The sequence below is a fragment of the Actinoplanes sp. CA-142083 genome, from assembly GCF_050942195.1.
Lineage (GTDB): Bacteria > Actinomycetota > Actinomycetes > Mycobacteriales > Micromonosporaceae > Actinoplanes.
On sequence record NZ_CP192076.1, the window covers coordinates 6,689,566 to 6,711,180 of the forward strand.

The window sequence follows — 21,615 nt, forward strand, 5'->3', positions numbered from 1 at the left end:
CCGGGAGTACCCATGCCCCAAGCCATCCGCAGACGGTGGATCCGGCCGGTCGGCGCGGCCCTGGCCGTCCTGATCGCCGGCTATCTCACCGTCGCCATCGGCACCGCGCACGCCGCCGACACGCTGCTCTCGCAGGGCAAGACGGCGATCGCCTCCAGCAGCGAGAACGCCGCCACCCCGGCGAGCGCCGCCGTCGACGGCAACACCGGCACCCGGTGGTCCAGCGCGTTCAGCGACCCGCAATGGCTGCAGGTCGACCTCGGCGCGAGCGCGACCATCTCGTCCGTGTCGTTGAACTGGGAGGCGGCGTACGCGAGATCTTTCCAGATCCAGACCTCGGCCAACGGCACCGCCTGGACCACCGTCTACAGCACGACCACCGGCGCCGGCGGTAACCAGACGCTCAGCGTGAGCGGCACCGGCCGCTACGTCCGGCTCAACGCCACCGCGCGGGCGACCGCCTACGGCTACTCGCTGTGGGAGTTCCAGGTCTACGGCTCGACCGGCTCCTCGGCCGGCTGCAACGCGGCGGACGCCGCGCAGGGCCGCCCGGCCACCGCTTCCAGCAGCGAGAACGCGACGATGTCGGCGGGCGCCGCGGTGGACGGCAACGCCGGTACCCGCTGGTCGAGCGCGTTCAGCGACCCGCAATGGCTGCAGGTCGACCTCGGCTCCACGCAGACCGTGTGCGGCGTGACCCTGAGCTGGGAAGCCGCCTACGCCACCGCGTACCAGATCCAGGTCTCCACGAACGGCACCACCTGGACCTCCATCTACAGCACGAACACCAGCACCGGCGGCACGCAGGCTCTCACCGTGAGCGGCAGCGGCCGGTACGTCCGGATGTACGGGACGGCCCGGGCGACCGCTTATGGCTACTCGCTGTGGTCGTTCGCCGTACGGATCACCGGAACGGTCACCACACCGACCACGCCGCCGACCAGCACCCAGCCCGGCGGCAGCACGATGCCCGACTCTTTCTGGGGCGACACCGCGTCGATTCCCGCCGCCCAGAACGTGGTCGAGGTGAAGATCCTCAACCGCACGAACGGGAAGTATCCCGACAGCCAGGTCTACTGGAGCTTCAACGGCCAGACCCATTCCATCGCCGAGCAGCAGTACCTCGACATGCCGGCGAACTCGGCCGGGCGCATGTACTTCTACCTCGGCTCGCCGACCAGCCAGTATTTCGACTTCATCGAGTTCACCGTGGGCGCGAATGTTTTCAACGGCAACACCACGCGGGTGGACGCCTTCGGCCTGAAGATCGCGATGCGGCTGCACGCGAAGGACGGGTACGACGTGCAGGTGGGCGAGGACTACCAGACGTTCACCGAGGACCGGGCCGTCACGTTCCAGAAGTTCTCCAACGAGGTTCCGACCGAGTTCAAGCACCTGGCAACGGCCACCGCGCCGTACCGGATCATGGCGCCCGGCAGCGACGCGGCGTTCCGTTCCGGCGGCCAGTACCAGACCTACATGTCGAGTTACGCGGCGCAGAACGGGATCACGGCGGCGACCTCCGACATCTTCGGGTGCGCCGGCGTGCTCGCCGGGCAGCCGCAGCAGTGTGCGGCGCTCAACCGGCACACCATCGACCTGCCGCAGTCGCAGTGGGAGACGGTGTCGAACTACTACCGGGCCGCGCCGGCCAACTACTACGCGAAGTTCTGGCACGACCACGCGCTCGGGCGGCTCGCCTACGGCTTCCCGTATGACGACGTGGCCGGGCAGAGCTCGTTCGTGTCACACGGAAACCCGCAGTACCTGCTGGTCGCCGTCGGCTGGTGATCAGACGGGCGCCGCCTCGGCCTCTCGCGGGACGAGGCGGCGCCCGGCCCAGCCGGTCACGATCAGATACAGCGCCGCCACGTAGGTCGCCATCACCAGCAGGCTGGGACCGCCCAGCCCGATCGTCAGATCGGAGATCAAGAACAGCACCCCACCCACCGCGACCTGGCGCGACACACCGGCAGCTGCCGCGGCCATCGCTGCGAGGGCCACGCTATAGAGCAGCACGGGTACGCGTAGAGCACCGAGCTGCCCCCACAGCAGGGAGTTCGCCACCGCCCACACCAGCGCGGCCCCGATGACGGGGGCGGCCGGCGGTCGCCCGTGCCGCAGGAAGGCGACGGTCAGGCAGATCTGGCAGCCGAGAAAGAACACCATCCCGACGAGAAAGGCCGCCTGTCCCGGCACGAGCAGCGCGATGTCGCCCGCGGTCGCGAAACAAAGCGCGAGAACGACGAGATCCCGCCTTCCTAAAGCCCAGATGAGAAGGGGCGCGAGCAGCGGCTTGGCCACCCACTGCACGGGTGTCCACTCGGCCGCCACCGCGACCAGCTCGACGATCGCCGCGAGAGCGAAGAGTCGCAGCGAAAGTTCGCCATGCCCGGCGGCAAGTCTCGTGCCGCCGGGCGCTATCCGTGTCGGCGGGTTCACGACGCCGGCTGCCAGCCGGGGCGGCCGAACAGATAACCGGCGCGGTGGCGCCACTGCGCCGCTCCCCGGACGTCGCGCCAGATCGCCGCGTACTCGTGTGTCGCCACCTTCAGCGGGTTGAACGTCTCGATGTTCGTGGTCAGGCCGAACTTGACCCGCTCGCCTTCGGGCTCGAAGCTGCGGAACAGCCGGTCCCAGATGATCAGGATGCCGCCGTAGTTGCGGTCGAGATAGGGGTCGTTCGAGCCGTGGTGCACGCGGTGGTGCGACGGCGTGTTGAAGAACCACTCGATCGGCCGCCACATCCGGTCGACGCGCTCGGTGTGCAGGAAGAACTGGTACGCCAGGCTGATCGACTGCTGCAGGAAGATCATCCACGGCGGCATGCCGAGCAGGGCCAGCGGCAGCCAGAACGGCAGCGAGGTCATCGGCGTCCAGCTCTGCCGCAGGGCCGTCGACAGGTTGAAGAACTGACTCGAGTGGTGCACGACGTGCCCCGCCCACAGCACCCGCACCTCGTGGTGCAGCCGGTGGAACCAGTAGTAGGCGAGATCGTCGGCGAAGAAGAGCAGCACCCACACCCACCAGTCGTGCGGGTCGAGCTTGATCGGGCTCAGCACGTACAGCCCGGCGAACGCAACTGCCGTGAAAAGTTTCCACGGCACGCCGATGACCTGGCTGCCGAGTCCCATGGAGAGGCTCGTCGCGGTGTCGCGGGCCTCGTAGCCGCGCTCCTCGTCGTCCGGCAGGAACCGGAACGACAACGCCTCCATGATGATGAGCAGCAGGAACGCGGGCACGGCGTACAGCACGGCGGGAATCACCGGGGGGCTCCGATCTGCGTGGGGACGGCGAGGAGGGCGCGCGCCTCCCGCTCCGCGCCGGCGGCGTCACCGGCGGAGATCAGGGCGGCGAGGTTGCGGTGGGCGGCGACGTCGAGCAATTCCGCCGTACGCCGGTGGGGCGGCACAGTTCCGACGGCGAGCGTGCCCGCGGTGAGGCTGTTGAAGGCCAGCAGGTACGCGATGTTTCCGGAGCCCTCGATGATGCGCCGCCACAACGCCCGGTCGGCGGCGCCCATCTGCTCGAGGTCGGGCGCGGCCGACGCGTACGCCTCGGCGGCCTCCACCACCGCTTGGCGCGCCGCCTCGTCGGCCCGGGTGGCGCACAGCCGCGCGGCGTCGGCCCCGACGCAGGCCCGCATCTCGAGCACGTCGCGGATCAGCGTCTCGACCGGCAGCACGTCACCGGCCGCGCTGAGCGCCATCGCCAGGTCGAGACCCGCGGTGGCCCGCCAGTCGAGCACCCGGGTCGCGCCGCCCTGGCTGACCTTGACCAGGCCGAGCTGCTGGAGCCGGCGCAGCGCCTCGCGGATGGCGTGCCGGTTGACGTCGAAGGCCGTCGCCAGCTCGCGCTCGCTCGGCAGTGGGTCGCCGGCGGGATAGCGCCCGCTAACGATGGCGTCGCGCAGCCGCCCGAACACCTGATCGGAGACCGATTGCCGCGACAACGGCTCGAAAGTCATGCCCGGCAGTGTGCCCCGCGCCACATCAACCCGTCAACTGGTTGGACCAGTCACGCTGGCCGGTAATGCCAGACCCTCCCTGCCGGACACGTGCCCTACGTACGGTCGTCTGGTGACCGCATGGACCGAAGATGACCTGACCCGCGTCGGCAACGCGGAGGAGCTCCAGGTCAGCTCCTACCGCGCCGACGGCACGCTCCGTCCGTACGTGACGATCTGGGTTGTCCGAGCCGGCGACGACCTGTACATCCGCAGCGCCTACGGCGCCACCAACGGCTGGTACCGCCGTGCGCTCGCCTCCGGCGCGGGCCGCATCCGGGCCGGCGGCGTCGAGCGCGATGTCGTCTTCGCCGACACGGAGCCGGGTGCGAGCGCCGGCATCGACCGCGCCTACCACGGCAAGTACGACCGGTACGGCCCCGCCATCGTCGGCAGCGTCACCGGGCCGGACGTGGCGGCGCTGACCATCCGTCTGCTGCCCCGCGACTGAGGAGGACCATCATGGAGTTCCGGCCGTTGGGGCGCACCGGCGTCCAGGTGAGCAAGCTGTGCCTCGGCACGATGATGTTCGGCGACTGGGGCACGAAGGACCACGACGAGAGCATCCGGATCATCCACCGGGCGCTCGACGCCGGCGTCAATTTCGTGGACACCGCGGACGTGTATTCGCAGGGCGAGTCGGAGGAGATCGTCGGCAAGGCGCTGAAGGGGCGGCGCGACGATGTCGTGCTGGCGACGAAATTCTTCATGCCGTTCGACGACGATCCGAACCACCGCGGCGGCTCCCGGCGCTGGATCATGACTTCGGTCGAGAACTCGCTGCGCCGGCTGGGCACCGACCACCTCGACCTCTACCAGATGCACCGCTACGACCCGGAGGTCGACCTCGACGAGACGCTGGGCGCGCTCACCGACCTCGTCCGCGCGGGAAAGATTCGCTACCTCGGCCACTCGACTTTCCCGGCCTCGGCGCTGGTCGACGCGCAATATGTCGCGCGCGACCGCGGCCGCGAACGTTTCGTGACCGAGCAGCCGACGTACTCGATGCTCACCCGGAACATCGAGAACGAGATCCTGCCGCTGGCCCGCCGCTACGGCATGGGTGTGCTCTCCTACAGCCCGCTCGCCGGTGGCTGGCTCTCCGGCCGCTACCGCCAGGATTCGCAGGAGGGCCCGACTTCGGCGGCCCGGCAGCGCCTGGCCAACCGTTTCGACCTGTCGCTGCCGGAAAACCAGCGGAAGCTGGCCGCCGCCGAAGCTTTCGCGAAACTGGCCGACGACGCCGGCGTCACGCTGATCGAGCTGGCAATCGCGTTCGTCCTGCGCCACCCCGGGATCACCTCGGCGATCATCGGGCCGCGCACGATGGAGCACCTCGAATCCCAGCTGACCGCGGCCGAGGTCACCCTCACCGACGACGTCCTGGACCGCATCGACGAGATCGTGCCGCCCGGCGTCACCCTCAACCCGGCCGACAACGGCTGGGTCAACCCGTGGCTGCAACCCGCCAACCGCCGCTGAAAGGCCTCTCATGGAAGTGAAGAAGAAGCAGTCCACCACCAAGGGCCCGGCCGAGATGTTCACCGGTGACGTCTGGTTCGACGTCATCGCCGCCACCGACCGGCTGCGGGTCAACGCCGTGCGCTTCTCCCCCGGCGCGCACACGGCGTGGCACCGGCACGTCAACGGCCAGACCCTGCACGTCACCGAGGGGCGCGGCTTGGTGCAGTCGCGCGGCGGCGAGCTCGTCGAGATCCGCCCCGGCGACACGATCTGGACCCCGCCCGGCGAGTGGCACTGGCACGGCGCCACCCCCGAGCACTTCATGACCCACCTGGCCATCTGGGACGGCCTCGCCGAGGGTCAGCAGGGCCCGGAAACCGAGTGGGGCGACCACGTGATCGCCGAGTACCCCGCCTGACCGAGGCGGCCTTGATGACTTCCGGCTCGTGGGGCGCCGGAAGTCATCAAGATCGCGAAACCGCTAGGGGCGGCGGGCGCCGAAGTCGATCGCCTCGATGATGCGGGGGCGCATCTCGGACGCCTTGATGACCGCGTCCACCGAGCCGACCTCGACCGCACGCTGGATGCTGTGCTTGCGGTCGAACTCCGCGGCCACCTCGTTGAGCTTCTCCGTCCGCACCGATGCCCGCAGCTCTTCGAGCTCGGCGGCCAGCGCGCCCCGGTCGGTGCCAGTCGACGCCGCCACCCGCTCCTGCAGCGCGATCACCCGCGGGTCGGCCGCCGTGCGCCGGTTGACGTCGCCGGTGAAGACCACCGCCGCGGCCGGCGCGCCGCCCAGCACCGAGGCGAACGAGCCCTCCAGCGCCAGCACCGTCATGTTCGGGTTGAGCCGCTTCGAGAACACCACGAAAGCGCCGCCGTGGTAGCGCGAAATCACGCAGAAGACGATCGGGCCGCGGAAGTTGACGATCGCGCGACCGATCTCCGCGCCGTACTCGAGCTGCAGTTTCCGCATCGATTCCGGGGAGCCGTCGAAACCGGAGAGGTTCGCCAGCACCACCAGCGGACGGTTGCCGCTGGCCGCGTTGATCGCCCGCGCCGCCTTCTTCGACGAGCGGGGGAAGAACGTGCCGGCCGTGTACGCGTCGGGGCCGTCGGTGGGCGGGAACCCGCGCCGGGTGACCGACCGCGACTCGATGCCGAGCAGGCAGACCGGGATGCCGCCCAAGTGGACGTCCTGGACGACCGCCGTCTCCGCGTCGGCCATGCCGGCCCATCGCTCCAGCACCGGGTGGTCCTGGTCGGCGAGCGCGCGCATCACCGTACGGATGTCGAAGGGCTTTTTGCGGTCGGGGTTGGCCGCCGCCGAGAAAATTTCGCCGACGGTGGTGAAGTCGCTGCCCGCCACGTTGTGCGGGAAGCCGGAAATATCGCGGTCGGCCGGATCGATCGTCGCCGCCAGGCGCGGAGCGGACTCACCGGGCGCGATGTACGTGTGCTCGTAGTGCGCCATCAGCACCTCGGCGGCGGCCGGCAGCGACGGCGCCCAGTACTGCGCCTGCCCGTTCGGCCCCATCACCCGGTCGTAGCCGCCGATGCCGAAGTTGTCCTCGGCCGACACGCCGCCGGAGAAGTCGAGCGCCTGCTTGCCGGTGAGCACCATCGCCGAGTCCGGCGTCATGACCAGGATGCCCTTGGTGTGCATGAGCATCGTGGCCTCGGCGTTCCAGTACGGCTGGGCGCCGACGTTGATGCCCGCGACCACGATGTTGATCTCGCCGCCGTCCTGGGTGAACTCGACGATCCGCTTGAGCGCCTCGGCCACCCAGTCCATGTTCTCGGTGCCCGAGTCCATCGCGATCTTCGCGCCCGAGGAGAGCGCGAACCACTCCAGCGGCACGCCCAGCTCAGAAGCCAGGTCGAGGCCCGCGATGACCCGGCGGCACTCCGGCTCGGCCAGCGAGCCCAGCGACTTGGTCGGGTCGCCGAGCAGCACGACCCGCTTGATGCCCTCCGGATAGACGTCGGTGCGCGTGGTGACCACACCGGCCACGATCGCCGCCGAGTTCTTGCCCTTGGGCCGGTCGACCGGTTCCAGCACGCCGTCCGCGGACAGGTCGTGCTCCACGAACTCGCCCAGCATGGCCGTGATCTCGTACGGATAAACCGTGTTGCGGCTCGACGCCCGCAGCACCTTCTGCCGGTAGCCGTCCAGCGGCTCGACCGGCTCGTCCGACGGCTCCTCGATGACCAGCCGCGCGCCGCCGGCGACGTCGAAGACGATCCGGACCGCCACCTTGACCAGCCGGCCCTCGCTGTTGCGGCGCCGCGCGATGAACAGGATCTCCTCGAGCCCCGCCCCCGCCACGGTCGGCGCCACGCGCCGGGCGATCATCTCCATCTCGTCGCGGGTCAGCGAAACCGGCGGCCACACGTAGATGACGATCCGGTTGGTGTTGAACCGCTTGTCCGACGGCCGGCTCGACTGCTGCCGGCGGATCGAGTCGAGGCAGGTGGCGATCGTGTCCTCGGTGGTGGGCAGCGCGACCAGGCGGCCGTCGTGCTCGCGCAGCTCGGCCAGGTCGCGAACTTGCGCGAAAGCGACCAGCCGGTCGTCGGACGGGTTTTCGCGGGCCACGCACCGGAAGAGGTAGATCTCCTCGTCCGAGGACGGCACCCGGGTGAGGTCGAACTTTCGCAGCCTTTCGAGCTGCATCCGTTCGGAAACTTGCGGGTGCAGACCGCGAATCAGTCGTTCCTCGGTCATCCCGGTGCTCGACCGGCGGAAGGTGAAGTGGTGGTGCATGACCGCGCCGCCGCTGCCGGCGACCGCGACCGTGAGCCGGTGCACCTGCGGCGGCAGCGGGTGCGCGCTGATCACCTCGTACAGCGCGGCGGCCATGTCGTCGGAGTCGGCCGGCTGGCCCTCCCAGGAGAGGTAGACGTCGGCGTCGATGGCCACGTCGCCGGTTGCGAGCGCGGCCAGCCCGTCGAGCGCCCCGCCCAGTTGCGCGTGGTTGACCGCGGCGGTGACCAGGCGGGACCCGGCGCGCTCGGCGACCACGAACGAGCAGCCCGCGGCCTCGACCGTGCGCACGTCGGACAGGCCCTTGTTGCCGTAGTAGCGGCGGGTCAGGACTTCGAGCATGACCGAGTTGTCGAGGTTGTCGCGGACCAGGCGCTGGCCGAGCACGCGCACCAGCGGCTCGGTGCTTCGCACCATCTCCGTGATGCGCTCCGCGCGATCCGGGGCGTCCGGCTGAGCGTCGAGATAGCGCAAGTTTTTCCGTACGCCTACGTAGACGCGCGCCCGGTTGCGGCGCAGCAGCGGCTGCCCGAACCACGCGAAGACGACCCCGCGCGACAGGTCGGCGACGGCCGGGAACCGCACCTGCGTGGCCGAGATCAGCCGCTCGAGCGCGAGACCCGCCGACTCGTGCAGCGTCTCGTCCGGCGGCGGCTCGCCCAGCCAGGCGCGCAGCAGCGTGGTGATCGCGGTCGCGTCCGAGGCGGCCCGCTGCTGGGCCAGAAAGATGCGGAACACCGCGGCCTCGAGCTCGGGCGTGCGCTCGAGCTCGGTCACGCCGTAGTGGCTCAGCGCCTTGCTGAGCCGGGCCTGGAATCTTTCCGGCAACCCGGCCCGCTCGACGTCGAGGCTTTGCAGGTAGGCGTGGAAATATTCGCGCGGGCTGTGCACGTGGGTGTCGCTCGCGCCGTCCTCGCCGGCCGGCCGGTTCCGGCTCAGCTCGGCCAGGTCGGCGAAGACTTCGAGCAGCTGCACCTCGCCGGCGAGCATCCGCTGCCCGGCGTCGGCCGCGGCCCGCCGGGCGGTCAGGTAGTCGTTGAGCACCCGGCGCTCGTCGTGCGGGTCGGCGTCGAAGCCGAGCAGCAGCCCGCGCAGGTCCTCCTGACCCCATGCTGCACGCTGACCGGCCACGGCCTCCTGGGGCTCGGCGGGCAGGTCGATCTCGACGTGGGCCGCTTCCTCGGCCGCCGCCTCCTCGTCGCCGCCGAGCGGCTCGAGCCGCAGCAACGCCGCACCGGCGTCGACCTTGTTGCCGACCACGACCAGGCGCTCCTTGACCCGGGCCCGGAACGGCGCGCGCAGCACCGCCTCCATCTTCATGGCCTCGAGCACGAGCACGGGCGCGCCGGCCTCGACCTCGGCGCCCACTTCGAGCGGGGTGGCCACGACCAGAGCCGGCATCGGGGAGCGCAGCACGCCGCCCTCGTCGCGGGTGATCCGGTGGGCGACGCCGTCGACCTCGACCAGGTGGATGGCGCCGTGTGCGCCGGTCATCAGGCGGTGGCGCTCGCCGTTCACCACGATCCAGCCGGTGTGCCGGTCGAAGCGGTGGATCTCGACGTACGCCGCGCGCAGCTCGCCGCCGGCCTCGATGCTGACCCGGAAGCGGTGGGCGCCGACCCGGGCCACGCGCAGCCGGTAGCCCGCGCCGCGCAACTTGAGGTCGAGCGGGCGGCCACTTTCGTGGCGAACTTGCGGGCGGCCGCCGAAAGCCGTGGCGAGCAGCCGCTCCTCCTCGACGCGCTCGTCCTCCTCGTACGCCTCGATGGCCGCCGCCGCGAGCGCGACGCCGGAGTGGCGCTGGGAGACCAGGCGGCCCTCTTCGCGCACCCGGTCGATCCAGCCGGTGTCCGCCGAAGCGTCGATCACCTCGGGCTGGGCCAGCAGGTCGAGCACGAAACTTTTGTTGGTCGCGCCGCCCTCGATGATGACCGTGGTCTCGGCCATCGCCCGGCGAAGCCGGCCCAGGGCCTCGTCGCGGTCCTTCCCGTACGCGATGATCTTGGCAATCATCGAGTCGAAGTCGCCCGGAATGCTGTCGCCCTCGCCCACGCCCGTGTCCACCCGGATGCCGGGGCCGGCCGGGAAGACCAGGCGCGCGATGCGGCCCGGGGAGGGCGCGAAATCGCGATCGGGGTCCTCGGCGTTGAGCCGCGCCTCGATGGCGTGACCGCGCTCGGCCGGCGGCGTGCCCTCGAGCTTGCCGCCCGACGCGACGTGCAGCTGGGCGCGCACGAGGTCGAAGCCGGTGGTCGACTCGGTGATCGGGTGCTCGACCTGCAGACGGGTGTTGACCTCGAGGAACGCGAGCAGGTCGTCGCCCGGGTGGTAGAGGAACTCGACGGTCGCGGCGCCGCGGTAACCGACCGCGACGGCGAGCCGCTCGGCGGACGCCTTGAGCTCGGCCGCCCGCTCGGGCTTGAGCACCGGCGACGCGGACTCCTCGATGACCTTCTGGTTGCGGCGCTGCACCGAGCAGTCGCGCACGCCCAGCGCCCACGCGGTGCCCTGGCCGTCGGCGATGACCTGCACCTCGACGTGCCGGGCGCCGGTGACCAGGCGCTCCAGGAAGACGATGCCGCTGCCGAAGGCGCGTGCGGCCTCCTGACTCGTTCTTTCGTAGGCGTCGACGAGTTGCGCCTCGTCGCGGACCACCCGGATGCCGCGCCCGCCGCCGCCGGCCGTGGCCTTGAGCATCAGCGGGTACCCGATCCGGGCCGCCTCGGCGATCGCGGCGTCCAGCGTCTCGACCGCGCCGCGACTCCAGGGGGCGACCGGGACGCCGACCTCCTCGGCGATCAGCTTCGAGCCGATCTTGTCGCCGAGTTTCCGCATCGCCTCGGGGCTCGGCCCGATGAAAGTGACGCCGACTTTCTCGCAAAGTTCCGCGAAAGCGGGATCCTCGGCGACGAAACCCCACCCGACCCACGCGGCGTCGGCGCCGGTGTCGACCAGCGCGCGCTCGAGCGTCTTCAGGTCGAGGTACGGCCTGCTCGCAGCCGCCCCGAGGTCGTACGCGACGTCGGCCTCGCGCACGAACATGGCGGCGCGGTCGACGTCGGTGTAGAGGGCGACGGTCTCGATCCGGGCGCCGGTCTCCGCGTTCAGATCGCGGACGGCGTGGATGAGCCGCATGGCGGCCTCGCCGCGGTTGACGATGGCGATTCGCTTGAACACCAGACCCAGCCCTGCCTCACCTCTAGGTAACTCTCAGGGGAGGCTACAGGCCCGCTCGCGATCATGAAGAGTAGGTGAGATCCATCGTATCGGTGTGGCCCCACCACTGAAGCGTCAGCCGCCAGCAGCCGGCCTTGGGCAGATCGATGATCGACGGTCCCGGCCCGCCGGTCACCGTGCGTTCCGCCGTTTCGCCGGTGCCGTCGAGTTTCGCGGAAATTTTCAGGTCTCCGGTCACGGTCGCCGGCGGCCGGGAAACCCAGAGGATCTTGTTGTTGCGGTCGGCCGCGGGCGGCGCCTTGAGCGGCGAGCCGAAAATTACCCCGAGGATGTCGCCCGATTTTCCGAAAACATGCGGGATGCCGGAGCCGTCGTCGCTGAAGCCGGTGCGCGCCCATTCCGGCAAGGCGTCCGTTACGACAGTTTCACCACATTTCGGCGGTTCCTCGGCTTTTTCCGGCTGGCCGCTCGTGCATCCGCCCACGAGGAGCACGAGGACGAGCGCCGCCGCTCGGGTGATCGTCATCGCACGCTCCTCAATGTGGTCAGGCCCTCGACCTTCGCCCGTCCCCGGATCGCTCCCCCGCTGTCGAACCAGAGCACCTCGTTGTCGCCGCCGCAGTAGACCCGCTCGCCGTCGGGGCTGACCGCCAGGCCGCGCACGTCCGCCGGTACCGGCCAGCTTGCCGTCACCGCGCCGGTGCGGTCCAGGGCGCTGATCGTGCGGCCGGTGCCGGCCAGCACGCTCGTCCCATACGTGAGGCTTGCCTTGTCCCCCTTCGGCGCTTTGAACACGCCCGCTATCGCGAGCTCGGTCGTCCCGGCGTACGCGATGTTTCCGGAACTCGCGTCGAAAACCGCGAGTTCCCGCCCGTCCGCGCTGGCCGCGACCGCGTGCGCGCCCGGCGGGCCCTCGCCGAACGGATGCGGCAGGTCGAGGCAGTAAGCCCAGCGCTCGGTGAGGTGCAGGACGTGCACGAAGGCGTGCGCGTTACCCGGGCGGCCCGAAAGCAGGTCACGGGTGTGCTGGTGGCCCGGCTGGTGGGTGTAGAGCGTGTAGAGGACCTGCCCGTCCGGAGACAGGACCGCCTGCCGGCCCTCGCCGCGCATCTCCTCCTCGGCGCCCGGCGGCACGGCGGTCTTGTTCCTGGTCAGCAGCGGTCCGACGGTGCCGGTGGCCAGATCGAGCAGCCGCACGCGGTAGTGGTCGGGCGCGGTGGCGGGCAGCCACTCGAGCACGAAGAGTCCGGTGTTGTCGGTGGTGAACGCGTCCGGCTCCACGACGCCCGGCAGGTCGTAGCGGCGTTGCTGCCCGTCGACGGTGACCAGCAACGGCGACTGCGGCCGGGCCGCGGGCTGCACGGCGGCCGCGGTGCGGCTCAGCGCGCAGGCGGTCCGCGAGACGGCGCGGGGTAGCCACCCGCCCCCGAGCGTGACGCTCCGGGTGGATATCCCGTCGGCCGGGTCGAACCGTTCGAGGTTGTCGCCGACCACCGCGAAGACGACGCGCCCGTCGGCGCTGGCGGCCGCGCGCGGGCCGTGCCGGGCCGGGCGGGCGCCGCCCAGGACGACCAGGCCCTGCTCGCTGTCGGCCAGCACGACATCGGGAACTTTCGCCGGTTCCTTCTCCGGCTTGCCGGAACAGCCGCCGAGCAGCGCCACTGTCGTGCCGCCGGCCAGTGCGAGAAATCCCCGTCGCGTCGTCATGCCCAAGGGACACCGCGACCGCAAGAAAGGTTCCCGGGAACCTTTTTCCGTCTCGCGGTGTCGATGATGTGTTCGTTGGGGGGTGCCGAACTGGACAAGGCGACCGAGCTGGACGACGCGACCGCCGTCGCGCGGGCGCGGGCCGGCGACCTGGATGCTTACGAGTTCCTGGTCGCGCACTACACCGTGCCCGCGCATCGGGCCGCCGTGCTGCTCGGCGCCGGCGCCGAAGCCGACGACGTGGTGCAGGAGGCGATGGTCAAGGCGTACCGGCAGCTGTCGTCCTACCGCGGCGAGGCGGGGTTCAAGGCCTGGTTGCTCGCGATCGTTGCGAACGAGACGCGAAACCTGCACCGGTCGCGACAACGGCGGGACGGCCTGGTGCTGCGGGCCCTGCACCACGAGGAGCCGGCGGTCGCGCCCGATCCGGCCGAGTCGGCGATGGCCCGCGAACGGCGGGAGTCGCTGGTCGAGCAGCTGCGGCGGCTCGACGGGCGGGACCGTGAGGTGCTGGTGTGCCGCTACCTGCTGGACCTGTCGGAGGCGGAGACCGCCGTGGCGCTCGGGGTGCGCAAGGGGACGGTCAAATCGCGTACGTCCCGGGCCCTGACCCGATTGCGCTCGTTGCTGGCCGGAGAGGAGGGAACCGATGCCTGATCGCCCCGACGACCTGATCGCCGAGCTGCGCGCGCTGGGCGACCACCTCGACGTGCCCGAGGCCGCCGACCAGCGCGCCGCGGTCCGCGCCCGCCTGACCTCCGCCCCTCCCCCGGCCCGGCGTCACCGCTGGCGGCTCTGGCTGATCTCGGCCCTCGTCGCCGCCGTGGGCGCGACCGGCGCGATCGCCCCCGCCCGGGCCGCCGTGCTCGACCTGCTGCGGGTGGCAGGCATCGAGGTGCGCACGACCGCGAAACCGACCGCCCTGCCCTCCAGCCCTCTGCCGTCGCAGCACCCGGCGGGGCTGGAGGAAGCCCGCCGTCTGGCCAAGTTCCCCGTGCGCCTGCCGACCACGCTGGGCACGCCGGGGCAGGTAAGCATGGCCGACCAGGACAGCGCGGGCGCGCCCCGCGTGGTGACGGTTTCCTACCGCGACGGAAAGGTTCGCTTCGACCAGTTCGACGGCACGCTGGCGGTCGCCTTCATCAAGCAGGCCACGAACGCCGAGTGGGTCGAGATCGCCGGCAACACCGGCATCTGGGTGGCCGGCCCGCACCCGGTCACCTATGTGGACCGCGCCGGCGTCGAGCACACCGAGACGGCTCGCCTTGCCGGCCCGACGCTGATCTGGGAGGCGGGCGGGGTCACCTATCGCCTCGAAGGCGTGGCCACGATGGAGGAGGCAAAGGCGGCCGCCCTCTCCGTCGAGTAACCGTCAGCGGTCACAGATCAAGAGCGTGTTGCCGTCGGGGTCGGTGGCGGTGAACCAGAAGCAGGTGCGCTCGTCGCCCGCGATCTCGCTCGGGTCGCGGTCGAGCAGGCTCTTGCGGGCCGCCTCCAGATCGTTGACGAGCAGGCTGAACGGCGCCCAGCTCAGGCCCGGCGGCGTCGCGATGCCGCTCGCGGGACCCATCAGCGTCAGCCGGAACTCGCGGTCGGCCGAGTCGAGCACCGCCGCGTGATCCTCGATGCTGGACACGGCGAGGCCGAAGACCGCCGCAAACCAATCCGCCGCGTCCCGGGGCGATCGCACCGGGAGGAACACGCTCCCCAGTTGTGCCATGCCGCAGACCCTACGGCGGGGGTACGACAACTTTCCGGGGGCGCGTCGCCGCGGCGGGTGCCGCGGCGACGCGTACGAAATCAGAAGTCGCCGTTGGTGTTGCACTTGGCCTTTTGGACGAGGCAGTTCTTCACGCGCTCGGACTGGGCGCGGTTCTCCCAGGCGAAGAACGCGTCGCCGTGCATCGACGAGGCCATGCCGGATGCCAGGCGGAAGCCCGCCGACGTGCCGCTCGTCTGGTACGAAATGAGGAACGAAAGATTCGGGATCGCGATGGGATAGTCGCCGCGACAGGTTCCGTCGTAGCTGTAGCTGACGTGCTGCTTGTGGGTCGGGCTGTCGAGGTGCTTGCCGTCCCAGCAGTCCTGGAAGACCAGGTGGAACATGAGGACGGCGGTGGAGGCGCAGATCGGCCAGTTTCCGTCGGCGCTACGACCGATCTCGCCGCCCGGGCCGGCGCAGTAGAAGGCGTTGACCGAGCCGGCCGGGGTGGGCGTCTGGAGCTTGGCGTCCCCGGCGATCATGCGGAAGCCCTGGGGGAAGGGCTTGGTGGCTGCCGGATCGGTGAGCCGGGAGCCGTAGTAGACGACCACGTCCTTGGGTTCGATCACGCGATCGCCCTGGTAGAGGCTCGGGATCCAGTAGGCGGAGAGGTCGGGCAGCGGGCGGCAGCTGGTGCCGGCGTTGCCGAGCAGCGTCGCGGTCGTCGTGTACGCGTCGGTTTTCGTGTTTCCGAGGAAACTGTGCATGTGCGAGGCGCCCGGCATGCCCGGAAAGATGATCGGGTCGTCGGGGTGGGAGTGGCTGTAGGCGCAGGTCGCGTTGAACTCCGACACGCGCACCGTGCCGGCCGGCACCGGTCGCGGGACGATCGAGTTGAACTCGGCGAGCTGCGCGTTCCACGCGGCCTGGTCGATCGGGACCCAGCCCGGTCCGCTGTCGGCGGGCGAGCCGTCGCCGAACGAGAACCAGTTGATGTTGACGAAATCACCGGCGGTCGAGTTTCGCAGCACCGCGAAAACTGTCTGCGCGCCGGTCGGGTGGGTCGCCGTGGTGGCGGTCAGCGTGGTCCACGCCTGCCAGCCGCCGGTCGCCGCGATGGAGAATTGCGTGAGCAGCGGGCCGGTGACCGAGCCGGTGCGCAGCTCGACCCGCCCGGTGCCGACCGCCGAGGCCACCCGGGCCTGCACGGTCAGCGTGCCGGCGGCGCCGAGGTTGACGCCGTCGTAACGCATCCAGTCGCCTTCGGCGAGATAGGCGGCGTTCTGCCCGCCGCCGGAGTCGGCGGTCGCCTCGACCTGCACGCCGGACTGCGCGGCATAGGACTCTGCCTGGACCGTGACGGTCGCGGCCTCGGCGACGCCGGGCGCCACGACGAGCGTGGTCGCGGCGGCGAGCAGAGCCGCGGAGAGGATGCGCATTCTTGGGGATGAATGCATGACGCTCCCTTCGGGGAGAGGGGACGTGAGTGCCCAGGAGTATCCGGGCCGGGGAAGCGCTCTCTCAACATTGATGCGCGGTGATCCCCACCATGTGCCGAAACGTGCGCGAAATCTCGGGAAGCGCTTCCCCGTGACTAAGCCTCAGGCGTGGTGGATCCAGTTGTCGACCAGGGCCTCGTGCGCCTCGAGGCGCTGCTGGGTGCGGCGCGGGTCGGTGGCGGCGATCGCGTCGAGCAGGCTCACCGCGAGGACGATGACCGCGGCGTGCGAGTCGAAGACGAGGCCCGTCCCGACCGGCGCGACCAGCAGCACGTCCACATCCGCCGCGAACGGCGCCAGCGCGGTGTCGGCGACCACGACCGTGGCCAGGCCGAGCCGCCGCGCCAGCCGGATCGCGGCCACCGTGGCGGCCGGGTAACGCGGCATCGCGAAAGCCAGCAGCGCGGTCGCGCCCTGGTCGCGCCACTCGAGCACGCTGTCGTCGACCGTGCCGGCGTCCGTGCACACGCCGACGGCCGGCAACAGTCTGCGCGCGAAGTATCCGAAATATTCGGCCGGCGCCGCCGAGGCCCGCAGCCCGATGACGCCCAGCGGGGTGGTGCCGGCCAGCAACCGCACGGCCTCCCGCATCCGATCGCCGTCGAGCACCCGCTTGAGGCTTTCCAGGTTGGCCATCTCCTGTTCGATCGCGGGGACGCTCTGTCGCTCCGGCGCCGGCGAAACTCCCACGACAACATCGCGCAAAGCGGCACGAAACTCGGGGAAGCCGGCGAACCCGAGCGCGGTGGCGAGCCGGGTCACGGTCGGCTGGCTCACGCCGGTCCGCTCGGCGATCTCGATGGTCGACAGGAAAGCCACGTCCGGAAACATTCCGAGCATCCGCTGCACGATCTGCCGCTGGGTCGGCGAGAGCCGGTGCCGCTGCGCGAGGGTGAGCAGCCAGTCCTCGGCCCGGTCCATGCGCACCCCCGGTTTGCTGAATAGCTTGAATCGCCCAGGTTATAGGGTGCATTACATGATTCACGGGAGCCCGGCGATCTGGCTACGGTTTCTCTCCGGCGCCGACATCGACGCCCTCGGCATCGCGAACGACGAGGTCATCGGCGCCGTCGAGTCGGTGGTCGGCGCGCACGGCCGGGGCGAGACAGTTTTCGAGCCACGCACGCATCTGGTCCCCGAGAATGGCGGCGCAGGCCACTTCAACATTCTCCGCGGCCACGTCGGCACCCTCGGCGAGCACGGCCTGAGCGGCGTCAAGGTGGTCGGCGATTTCGTGCCGAACTACGAAAAGGGCCTGCCCAGCGAGCTCGCGCTGATGACCGTCTTCGACCCCACCACCGGCATCCCGCTCGCGATCATGGACGCCACCCTGATCACCGAGGTCCGCACCGGCGCGATGACCGCCGTCGGCGCGAAATATCTGGCCCGCCGGGATTCGCGGATCCTCGGCCACATCGGCGCGCGCGGCACGGCGTTTTCCAATGTCACCATGCTCGACAGCCTGTTCCCGCTCGAGGAGATCCGGGTCACCAGCCGCCGCCCCGAGTCGCGCGAAGCCTTCGCCGCCCGCCTGCGCGAGGTGACGGAAATTCCCGTGCGCGCCGTCGCGACCGCCGAGGAAACTTTCGCCGACGCCGACATCCTCGTCGAGGCTTCGCGCTTGGAGAAACCAACCCCACTTTTGCGTACGGCTGCCGTCAAGCGAGGCGCGTTCGTGGTCCCGTACGGCACCGTGAGCGCGGTGGAGCTGAACCTCCTCGACGTGATGGACAAGGTGGTCGTCGACGACTGGCGCGAGTCCCGCTCGGGCCGCTTCGGCGCGCTGCGCGCCCACGTCGACACCGGCCGCCTGACCGAGCAGAGCGTCTACGCCGAGATCGGCGACATCGTCAGCGGCCGCAAGGCCGGCCGCGAAACCGACGACGAAAGAATCCTCTTCTGGCACCGCGGCCTGTCCATCCTCGACGTGGCCCTGGCCCACCTGATCCTCACCCGAGCCGAGGCCGCGGAGGCCGGCACCATGCTCCGCTACCGATGACCACGCACGAGATCCGGCGGCCCGAGGATCTTTCGCGGGCGGTGATCGCCTCGCTGGCCCGCTCCCGCTGCCGGATCGTCCTCGCCCCCGGGCTGCTCGACGACCTGGCCGCGACCCGCCGCGCCACCCTGGACGACTTGGCCGGCGACCGCCCCGTCTACGGCGTCAACACCGGCATGGGCGCGATGGCCGGCGTCCGCCTCGACGCCGAGGCCCAGACCCGCCAGCAGAACACCCTGATGATCGGCCGCGCGGTAGGCTCGGCCCCGTGGCTGCGGCGCGACCAGTCCCGCGCCCTGCTCGCCGCCCGCCTGCGCACCCTGCTGCACCCCGCCGCCGGCGCGTCCCCTTCGCTGTGCGAGTTCCTGGCCGCCCTCCTGGACGCCGACGTCGTCCCGGCAATCCCCCTGCGCGGCGGCGCGGCCGGCGAGATCATCCCACTCGCCCACGCCGGCGCGGCCCTGACCGGCGCCGGCCAGGCGCTCACCGCCTCCGGCGCGGTCGTTGACGCAGGTCCGGCGCTGGCCGCCGCCGGCCTGGCCCCGCGCCCGTTCGAAGCCAAGGAGGGCGTCGCCTTCCTCGAAGGCGTCCCCGGCCTGACCGCCCTGGCCACCCTCGCGGCGGAAGACACCCGCATCCTGCTGAGCCAGATCCTGATCGCCTCAGCTGCCTCCCACGCGATCATCAGAGCCAGCCACGACCCACTGCACCCCGCCCTCGCCGACAGCGAAGAGCTGGCCACGGTTCTGGCCACCATGCGCGGTTTGCTCGGTAGCGAGGCGACGAGCGTTGGCGGGCCGGTCCGGCGGTTGCAGGCGCCGGTGTCGTTCCGGGTCACCGCACCCGCTCTCGCCGTCGCCCTGCGCGCGGTGGCCGGGCTGGAAGCGGCGGCCGACCGGGCGCTCGCCGCCGTCACCGACTCCCCCGCGCACCTCGACGGACGGTTCGCCGGGACCTTCGGTTTTGCGGGCACCGACCTCGCCGCCGCGGCCGGGGCGCTGACCACCGCTCTGGTGCATCTCGCCGAGCTGGGCGCGGCCCGGCTGCATCGACTGCTCGACGCGGACATCACCGGTCTCCCCCGGCAGCTCTCCGACGCGCCCGGGCTGCACGCCGGCATGGTCACCGTCCACAAGCGGGCCGTCGGCGCCGCGCACCGGCTACGGCGCTTCGCCGTGCCGGCGTTGGTCGGCGCCATGGAGACCTCGCTGGGTCAGGAAGACGTGCAGAGCTTCTGCTTCGAGGCGGCCGAATGCCTCGGCGAGGCCATCGCCGGCCTGCGCGAGGTGCTCGCCTGCGAGCTTCTCGCCGTCCATCAGGCCCGGCTGCTGGGCGGTCCGGCCGACGGCCTGACCGGTCGTGGCCGGGCCGCGCTGGACCAGATCGCCGCGGCGTTACCGGGCGGAACGGCCGACCGGCCGTTCGGTCGCGACCTCGACCGCATCGTCGAGCTGCTGGCAGACGACTGGGCGGCCGAGGATCAACCCTGAACGCCGGGTTCATTCGACGGGGATGATTCCCTGCCCGGACCAGGTCCCCGACACTGGCGTTCCGCGTTGAATCGTGAGGAGTGTCAATGTTCGAGGGACGCATGCTCCTGCCCGAGCGCAGCAAGTACTGGTGGGTCGAACTGCTGGCCGGCTTCGGCTGGCTCGTCATCGCGTGGCTCGTGCTGCGCGCGAACGTGACCTCGCTGGCCACCGTCGGTCTGCTGCTGGGGGTGCTGTTCATCGTGGCCGGCCTCAACGAGATCTTCGTCGCCACCATGGTCGGCGGCGGCTGGAAGGTCCTGCACTACGTGATCGCGGTGATCTTCCTGCTCGGCGGCCTGTGGGCGCTCATCCGCCCGGTCAACACGTTCTTCGCCCTGGTCTCGGTGCTGGGGCTGGTGTTGCTGCTGGAGGGCGCCTTCGAGATCGTCCGCGGTGTCTCGTCGCGCGCGGAGAATCCGTACTGGTGGCTCGGTCTCGTGACCGGCGTGCTGCTGATCCTGCTGGCCCTCTGGGTTTCCGGTTCGGACCGCGTCTTCAACCTCCAGACACGCGCCTTCCTGGTGCTGTTCTGGGTCGGCCTGATGGCGCTGATCCGCGCGGTCTCGGCGATCATCCTGGCCTTCGCGATCCGGCGTGCGGACCGGACGCTCACGCCCGCCTGAGCAACACGCCGGCGTCGCACGCGAGACCGCGTGAGCGCACGCCTGAGTCGCGCGCGGCTCAGGCGTGCGGGCGGCTCGTCGAGCCGCGCACCACCAGCTCCGGGCGGAAGAGCGGCGCGGGGTCGGCCGGCCCCTCCAACTGCTTCACGGCCGCCGCCACGATGGCGTCCTCGTCCCATGCCATCGTGGTCAGGCCCGGATCCACCAGGGCCGCCAGCTGATGGTCGTCATACCCCACCACCGACAGGTCCTCCGGCAACCGCAACCCGACCTCCCGGACGGCGCGATAGACCGCGAAAGCCAGCGAATCGCTCAGGCAGAACACCCCGGTCGGGCGCGAGGGACCGGCTAGTAGCTCCGCGGCTACCTCGACCGCGTCCACGGTGGCGGCCGGCGCCGAGATCTCCATCAGGTCGACGCCGAGGCGCGTGGCAACCTCGGCCGCCAGCACCTGAGCGGGGCGGCCGGGCGTCGAGGGCAGGGCGGGCGCGAGCAGGCCGATCCGGCGATGGCCCAGCTCCGCCAGGTGGGCCAGGGCCGCCTCGACGCCGTACCGGTTGTCGAACAGGACGCTGCCGGACCCGGGCCGGCTGGTCAGCGCGTCGCCGATCGCGACCACCGCGACCTCAGGACCGAGCAGGCGCCAATATTTCGCGGTCGGATCCACCGGCGACACCAGGGCGCCGTCGACGCGCTGGGCCACGAACTGTTCGACGATCAGGCGTTCCTGCTCGGGGTCGGCGTCGGCGTCCGCGATCGTGGCGTAACTGCCCTGGCTGCGCAGGGCCCGGGTCAAGAGCACCGAAAGATCTTGCTGCCACAGGTCGCGCAGGGAGCCACTCACGCCGATTGATCCCGTACGGCCGCTGGCCAGCGCCCGCGCGATCGGGTCGACCGTGTAGCCGAGCTTCTCGGCCAGCTCCCGCACCCGGGTGATGGTGGCCGGTGATCCGCGTACGCCGCGTAGCGCGTACGACGTCGCTGCCAGCGACAGGCCCGCCGCGTCCGCCAGGTCTTGCAGCGTGCGTCGCTGTCCAGACACCGGCCGAGAGTAACACCGCCCCGCCCGGCTCAGCTGGTGAGAAGCCCTTGTGCCCAGGGGACGGAAGCGCTTCACTCGATGCATTGAGTGAAGCGCT

The 21,615-nt window shown here is 70.8% G+C and carries 19 protein-coding genes; 9 read left to right on the forward strand and 10 right to left on the reverse strand.

The genetic code is table 11. The annotated features are described in order from the left end of the window. Window positions 1–12: 12 nt before the first annotated feature. Window positions 13–1,791 (forward strand): discoidin domain-containing protein, encoded by a 1,779-nt coding sequence (locus tag ACQPZX_RS30785; RefSeq protein ID WP_433362698.1) that lies wholly within the window; start codon window positions 13–15, stop codon window positions 1,789–1,791. On the opposite strand, the gene ACQPZX_RS30790 is transcribed toward ACQPZX_RS30785, so the two are convergent. Genes ACQPZX_RS30790 through ACQPZX_RS30800 form a run of 3 tightly spaced genes read right to left on the reverse strand, consistent with a single transcriptional unit; the run spans window position 1,792 to window position 3,967 of the window. Further along, window positions 1,792–2,442, reverse strand: coding sequence for a lysoplasmalogenase (locus ACQPZX_RS30790; protein ID WP_433362701.1), 651 nt, complete (start codon window positions 2,440–2,442; stop codon window positions 1,792–1,794). It abuts the gene before it with no gap. Then, entirely contained in the window at window positions 2,439–3,266 is an 828-nt protein-coding gene (locus ACQPZX_RS30795) for a sterol desaturase family protein (RefSeq protein ID WP_433362704.1), read from the reverse strand. Before ACQPZX_RS30795 ends, ACQPZX_RS30790 begins: the two co-directional genes overlap by 4 nt. After that, window positions 3,263–3,967: a FadR/GntR family transcriptional regulator gene (locus ACQPZX_RS30800; RefSeq protein WP_433362707.1), complete on the reverse strand. Its 705-nt coding sequence runs from the start codon at window positions 3,965–3,967 to the stop codon at window positions 3,263–3,265. Before ACQPZX_RS30800 ends, ACQPZX_RS30795 begins: the two co-directional genes overlap by 4 nt. A gap of 112 nt (window positions 3,968–4,079) precedes the next feature. Between ACQPZX_RS30800 and ACQPZX_RS30805 the strand changes: the two genes are divergently transcribed. The 3 genes from ACQPZX_RS30805 to ACQPZX_RS30815 are packed head-to-tail and all read left to right on the forward strand — an operon-like array spanning window position 4,080 to window position 5,888. Beyond that, on the forward strand, window positions 4,080–4,457 hold the full coding sequence (locus ACQPZX_RS30805) for a DUF2255 family protein (protein WP_433362710.1): 378 nt from the start codon (window positions 4,080–4,082) through the stop codon (window positions 4,455–4,457). An 11-nt stretch (window positions 4,458–4,468) separates the two neighbouring features. Then, window positions 4,469–5,488: an aldo/keto reductase gene (locus ACQPZX_RS30810; RefSeq protein ID WP_433362713.1), complete on the forward strand. Its 1,020-nt coding sequence runs from the start codon at window positions 4,469–4,471 to the stop codon at window positions 5,486–5,488. Window positions 5,489–5,498: 10 nt separating this feature from the next. Next, complete coding sequence (locus ACQPZX_RS30815) at window positions 5,499–5,888, forward strand: (R)-mandelonitrile lyase (protein WP_433362716.1); 390 nt, start codon at window positions 5,499–5,501, stop codon at window positions 5,886–5,888. Window positions 5,889–5,951: 63 nt separating this feature from the next. Here ACQPZX_RS30815 and ACQPZX_RS30820 read toward each other — a convergent pair whose 3' ends face one another. From ACQPZX_RS30820 to ACQPZX_RS30830, 3 genes are all read right to left on the reverse strand, one after another. Continuing rightward, the gene (locus tag ACQPZX_RS30820) at window positions 5,952–11,414 is read right to left on the reverse strand and encodes a carboxyl transferase domain-containing protein (RefSeq protein WP_433362719.1); all 5,463 of its coding nucleotides are present in this window, start codon (window positions 11,412–11,414) and stop codon (window positions 5,952–5,954) included. 61 nt (window positions 11,415–11,475) lie between these two features. After that, the gene (locus ACQPZX_RS30825) at window positions 11,476–11,907 is read right to left on the reverse strand and encodes a hypothetical protein (protein WP_433362722.1); all 432 of its coding nucleotides are present in this window, start codon (window positions 11,905–11,907) and stop codon (window positions 11,476–11,478) included. A 29-nt stretch (window positions 11,908–11,936) separates the two neighbouring features. Next, entirely contained in the window at window positions 11,937–13,121 is a 1,185-nt protein-coding gene (locus ACQPZX_RS30830) for a YncE family protein (protein WP_433362725.1), read from the reverse strand. Window positions 13,122–13,196: 75 nt separating this feature from the next. Between ACQPZX_RS30830 and ACQPZX_RS30835 the strand changes: the two genes are divergently transcribed. Both ACQPZX_RS30835 and ACQPZX_RS30840 read left to right on the forward strand, forming a co-directional pair. After that, the gene (locus tag ACQPZX_RS30835) at window positions 13,197–13,778 is read left to right on the forward strand and encodes an RNA polymerase sigma factor (RefSeq protein ID WP_433362728.1); all 582 of its coding nucleotides are present in this window, start codon (window positions 13,197–13,199) and stop codon (window positions 13,776–13,778) included. Then, a complete protein-coding gene (locus ACQPZX_RS30840) occupies window positions 13,771–14,490 on the forward strand; it encodes a hypothetical protein (RefSeq protein ID WP_433362731.1) in 720 nt (239 codons plus the stop codon). The genes ACQPZX_RS30835 and ACQPZX_RS30840 overlap by 8 nt, the downstream gene beginning before the upstream one ends. A 3-nt stretch (window positions 14,491–14,493) precedes the next feature. On the opposite strand, the gene ACQPZX_RS30845 is transcribed toward ACQPZX_RS30840, so the two are convergent. The 3 genes from ACQPZX_RS30845 to ACQPZX_RS30855 all read right to left on the reverse strand — a co-directional run bounded on the left by ACQPZX_RS30845 (window position 14,494) and on the right by ACQPZX_RS30855 (window position 17,243). Next, window positions 14,494–14,841, reverse strand: coding sequence for a VOC family protein (locus ACQPZX_RS30845; RefSeq protein ID WP_433362734.1), 348 nt, complete (start codon window positions 14,839–14,841; stop codon window positions 14,494–14,496). A gap of 80 nt (window positions 14,842–14,921) precedes the next feature. After that, on the reverse strand, window positions 14,922–16,262 hold the full coding sequence (locus ACQPZX_RS30850; RefSeq protein ID WP_433362737.1) for a DUF1996 domain-containing protein: 1,341 nt from the start codon (window positions 16,260–16,262) through the stop codon (window positions 14,922–14,924). A 162-nt stretch (window positions 16,263–16,424) separates the two neighbouring features. Then, window positions 16,425–17,243 carry a MurR/RpiR family transcriptional regulator gene (locus ACQPZX_RS30855; RefSeq protein ID WP_433385503.1) on the reverse strand — a complete coding sequence of 273 codons (819 nt, stop codon included), beginning with the start codon at window positions 17,241–17,243 and terminating at the stop codon, window positions 16,425–16,427. 55 nt (window positions 17,244–17,298) lie between these two features. Between ACQPZX_RS30855 and ACQPZX_RS30860 the strand changes: the two genes are divergently transcribed. The 3 genes from ACQPZX_RS30860 (at window position 17,299) to ACQPZX_RS30870 (ending at window position 20,476) form a co-directional block, all read left to right on the forward strand. Beyond that, on the forward strand, window positions 17,299–18,321 hold the full coding sequence (locus ACQPZX_RS30860; RefSeq protein ID WP_433362740.1) for an ornithine cyclodeaminase family protein: 1,023 nt from the start codon (window positions 17,299–17,301) through the stop codon (window positions 18,319–18,321). Beyond that, window positions 18,318–19,811 carry an aromatic amino acid lyase gene (locus tag ACQPZX_RS30865; protein WP_433362743.1) on the forward strand — a complete coding sequence of 498 codons (1,494 nt, stop codon included), beginning with the start codon at window positions 18,318–18,320 and terminating at the stop codon, window positions 19,809–19,811. The genes ACQPZX_RS30860 and ACQPZX_RS30865 overlap by 4 nt, the downstream gene beginning before the upstream one ends. Before the next feature lie 86 nt (window positions 19,812–19,897). Next, entirely contained in the window at window positions 19,898–20,476 is a 579-nt protein-coding gene (locus tag ACQPZX_RS30870; RefSeq protein WP_433362746.1) for an HdeD family acid-resistance protein, read from the forward strand. Between the two features lie 58 nt (window positions 20,477–20,534). Here the strand turns inward: ACQPZX_RS30870 and ACQPZX_RS30875 are convergent, their stop codons facing one another. Further along, window positions 20,535–21,518 (reverse strand): LacI family DNA-binding transcriptional regulator, encoded by a 984-nt coding sequence (locus tag ACQPZX_RS30875; protein ID WP_433362749.1) that lies wholly within the window; start codon window positions 21,516–21,518, stop codon window positions 20,535–20,537. Window positions 21,519–21,615 lie beyond the last annotated feature (97 nt).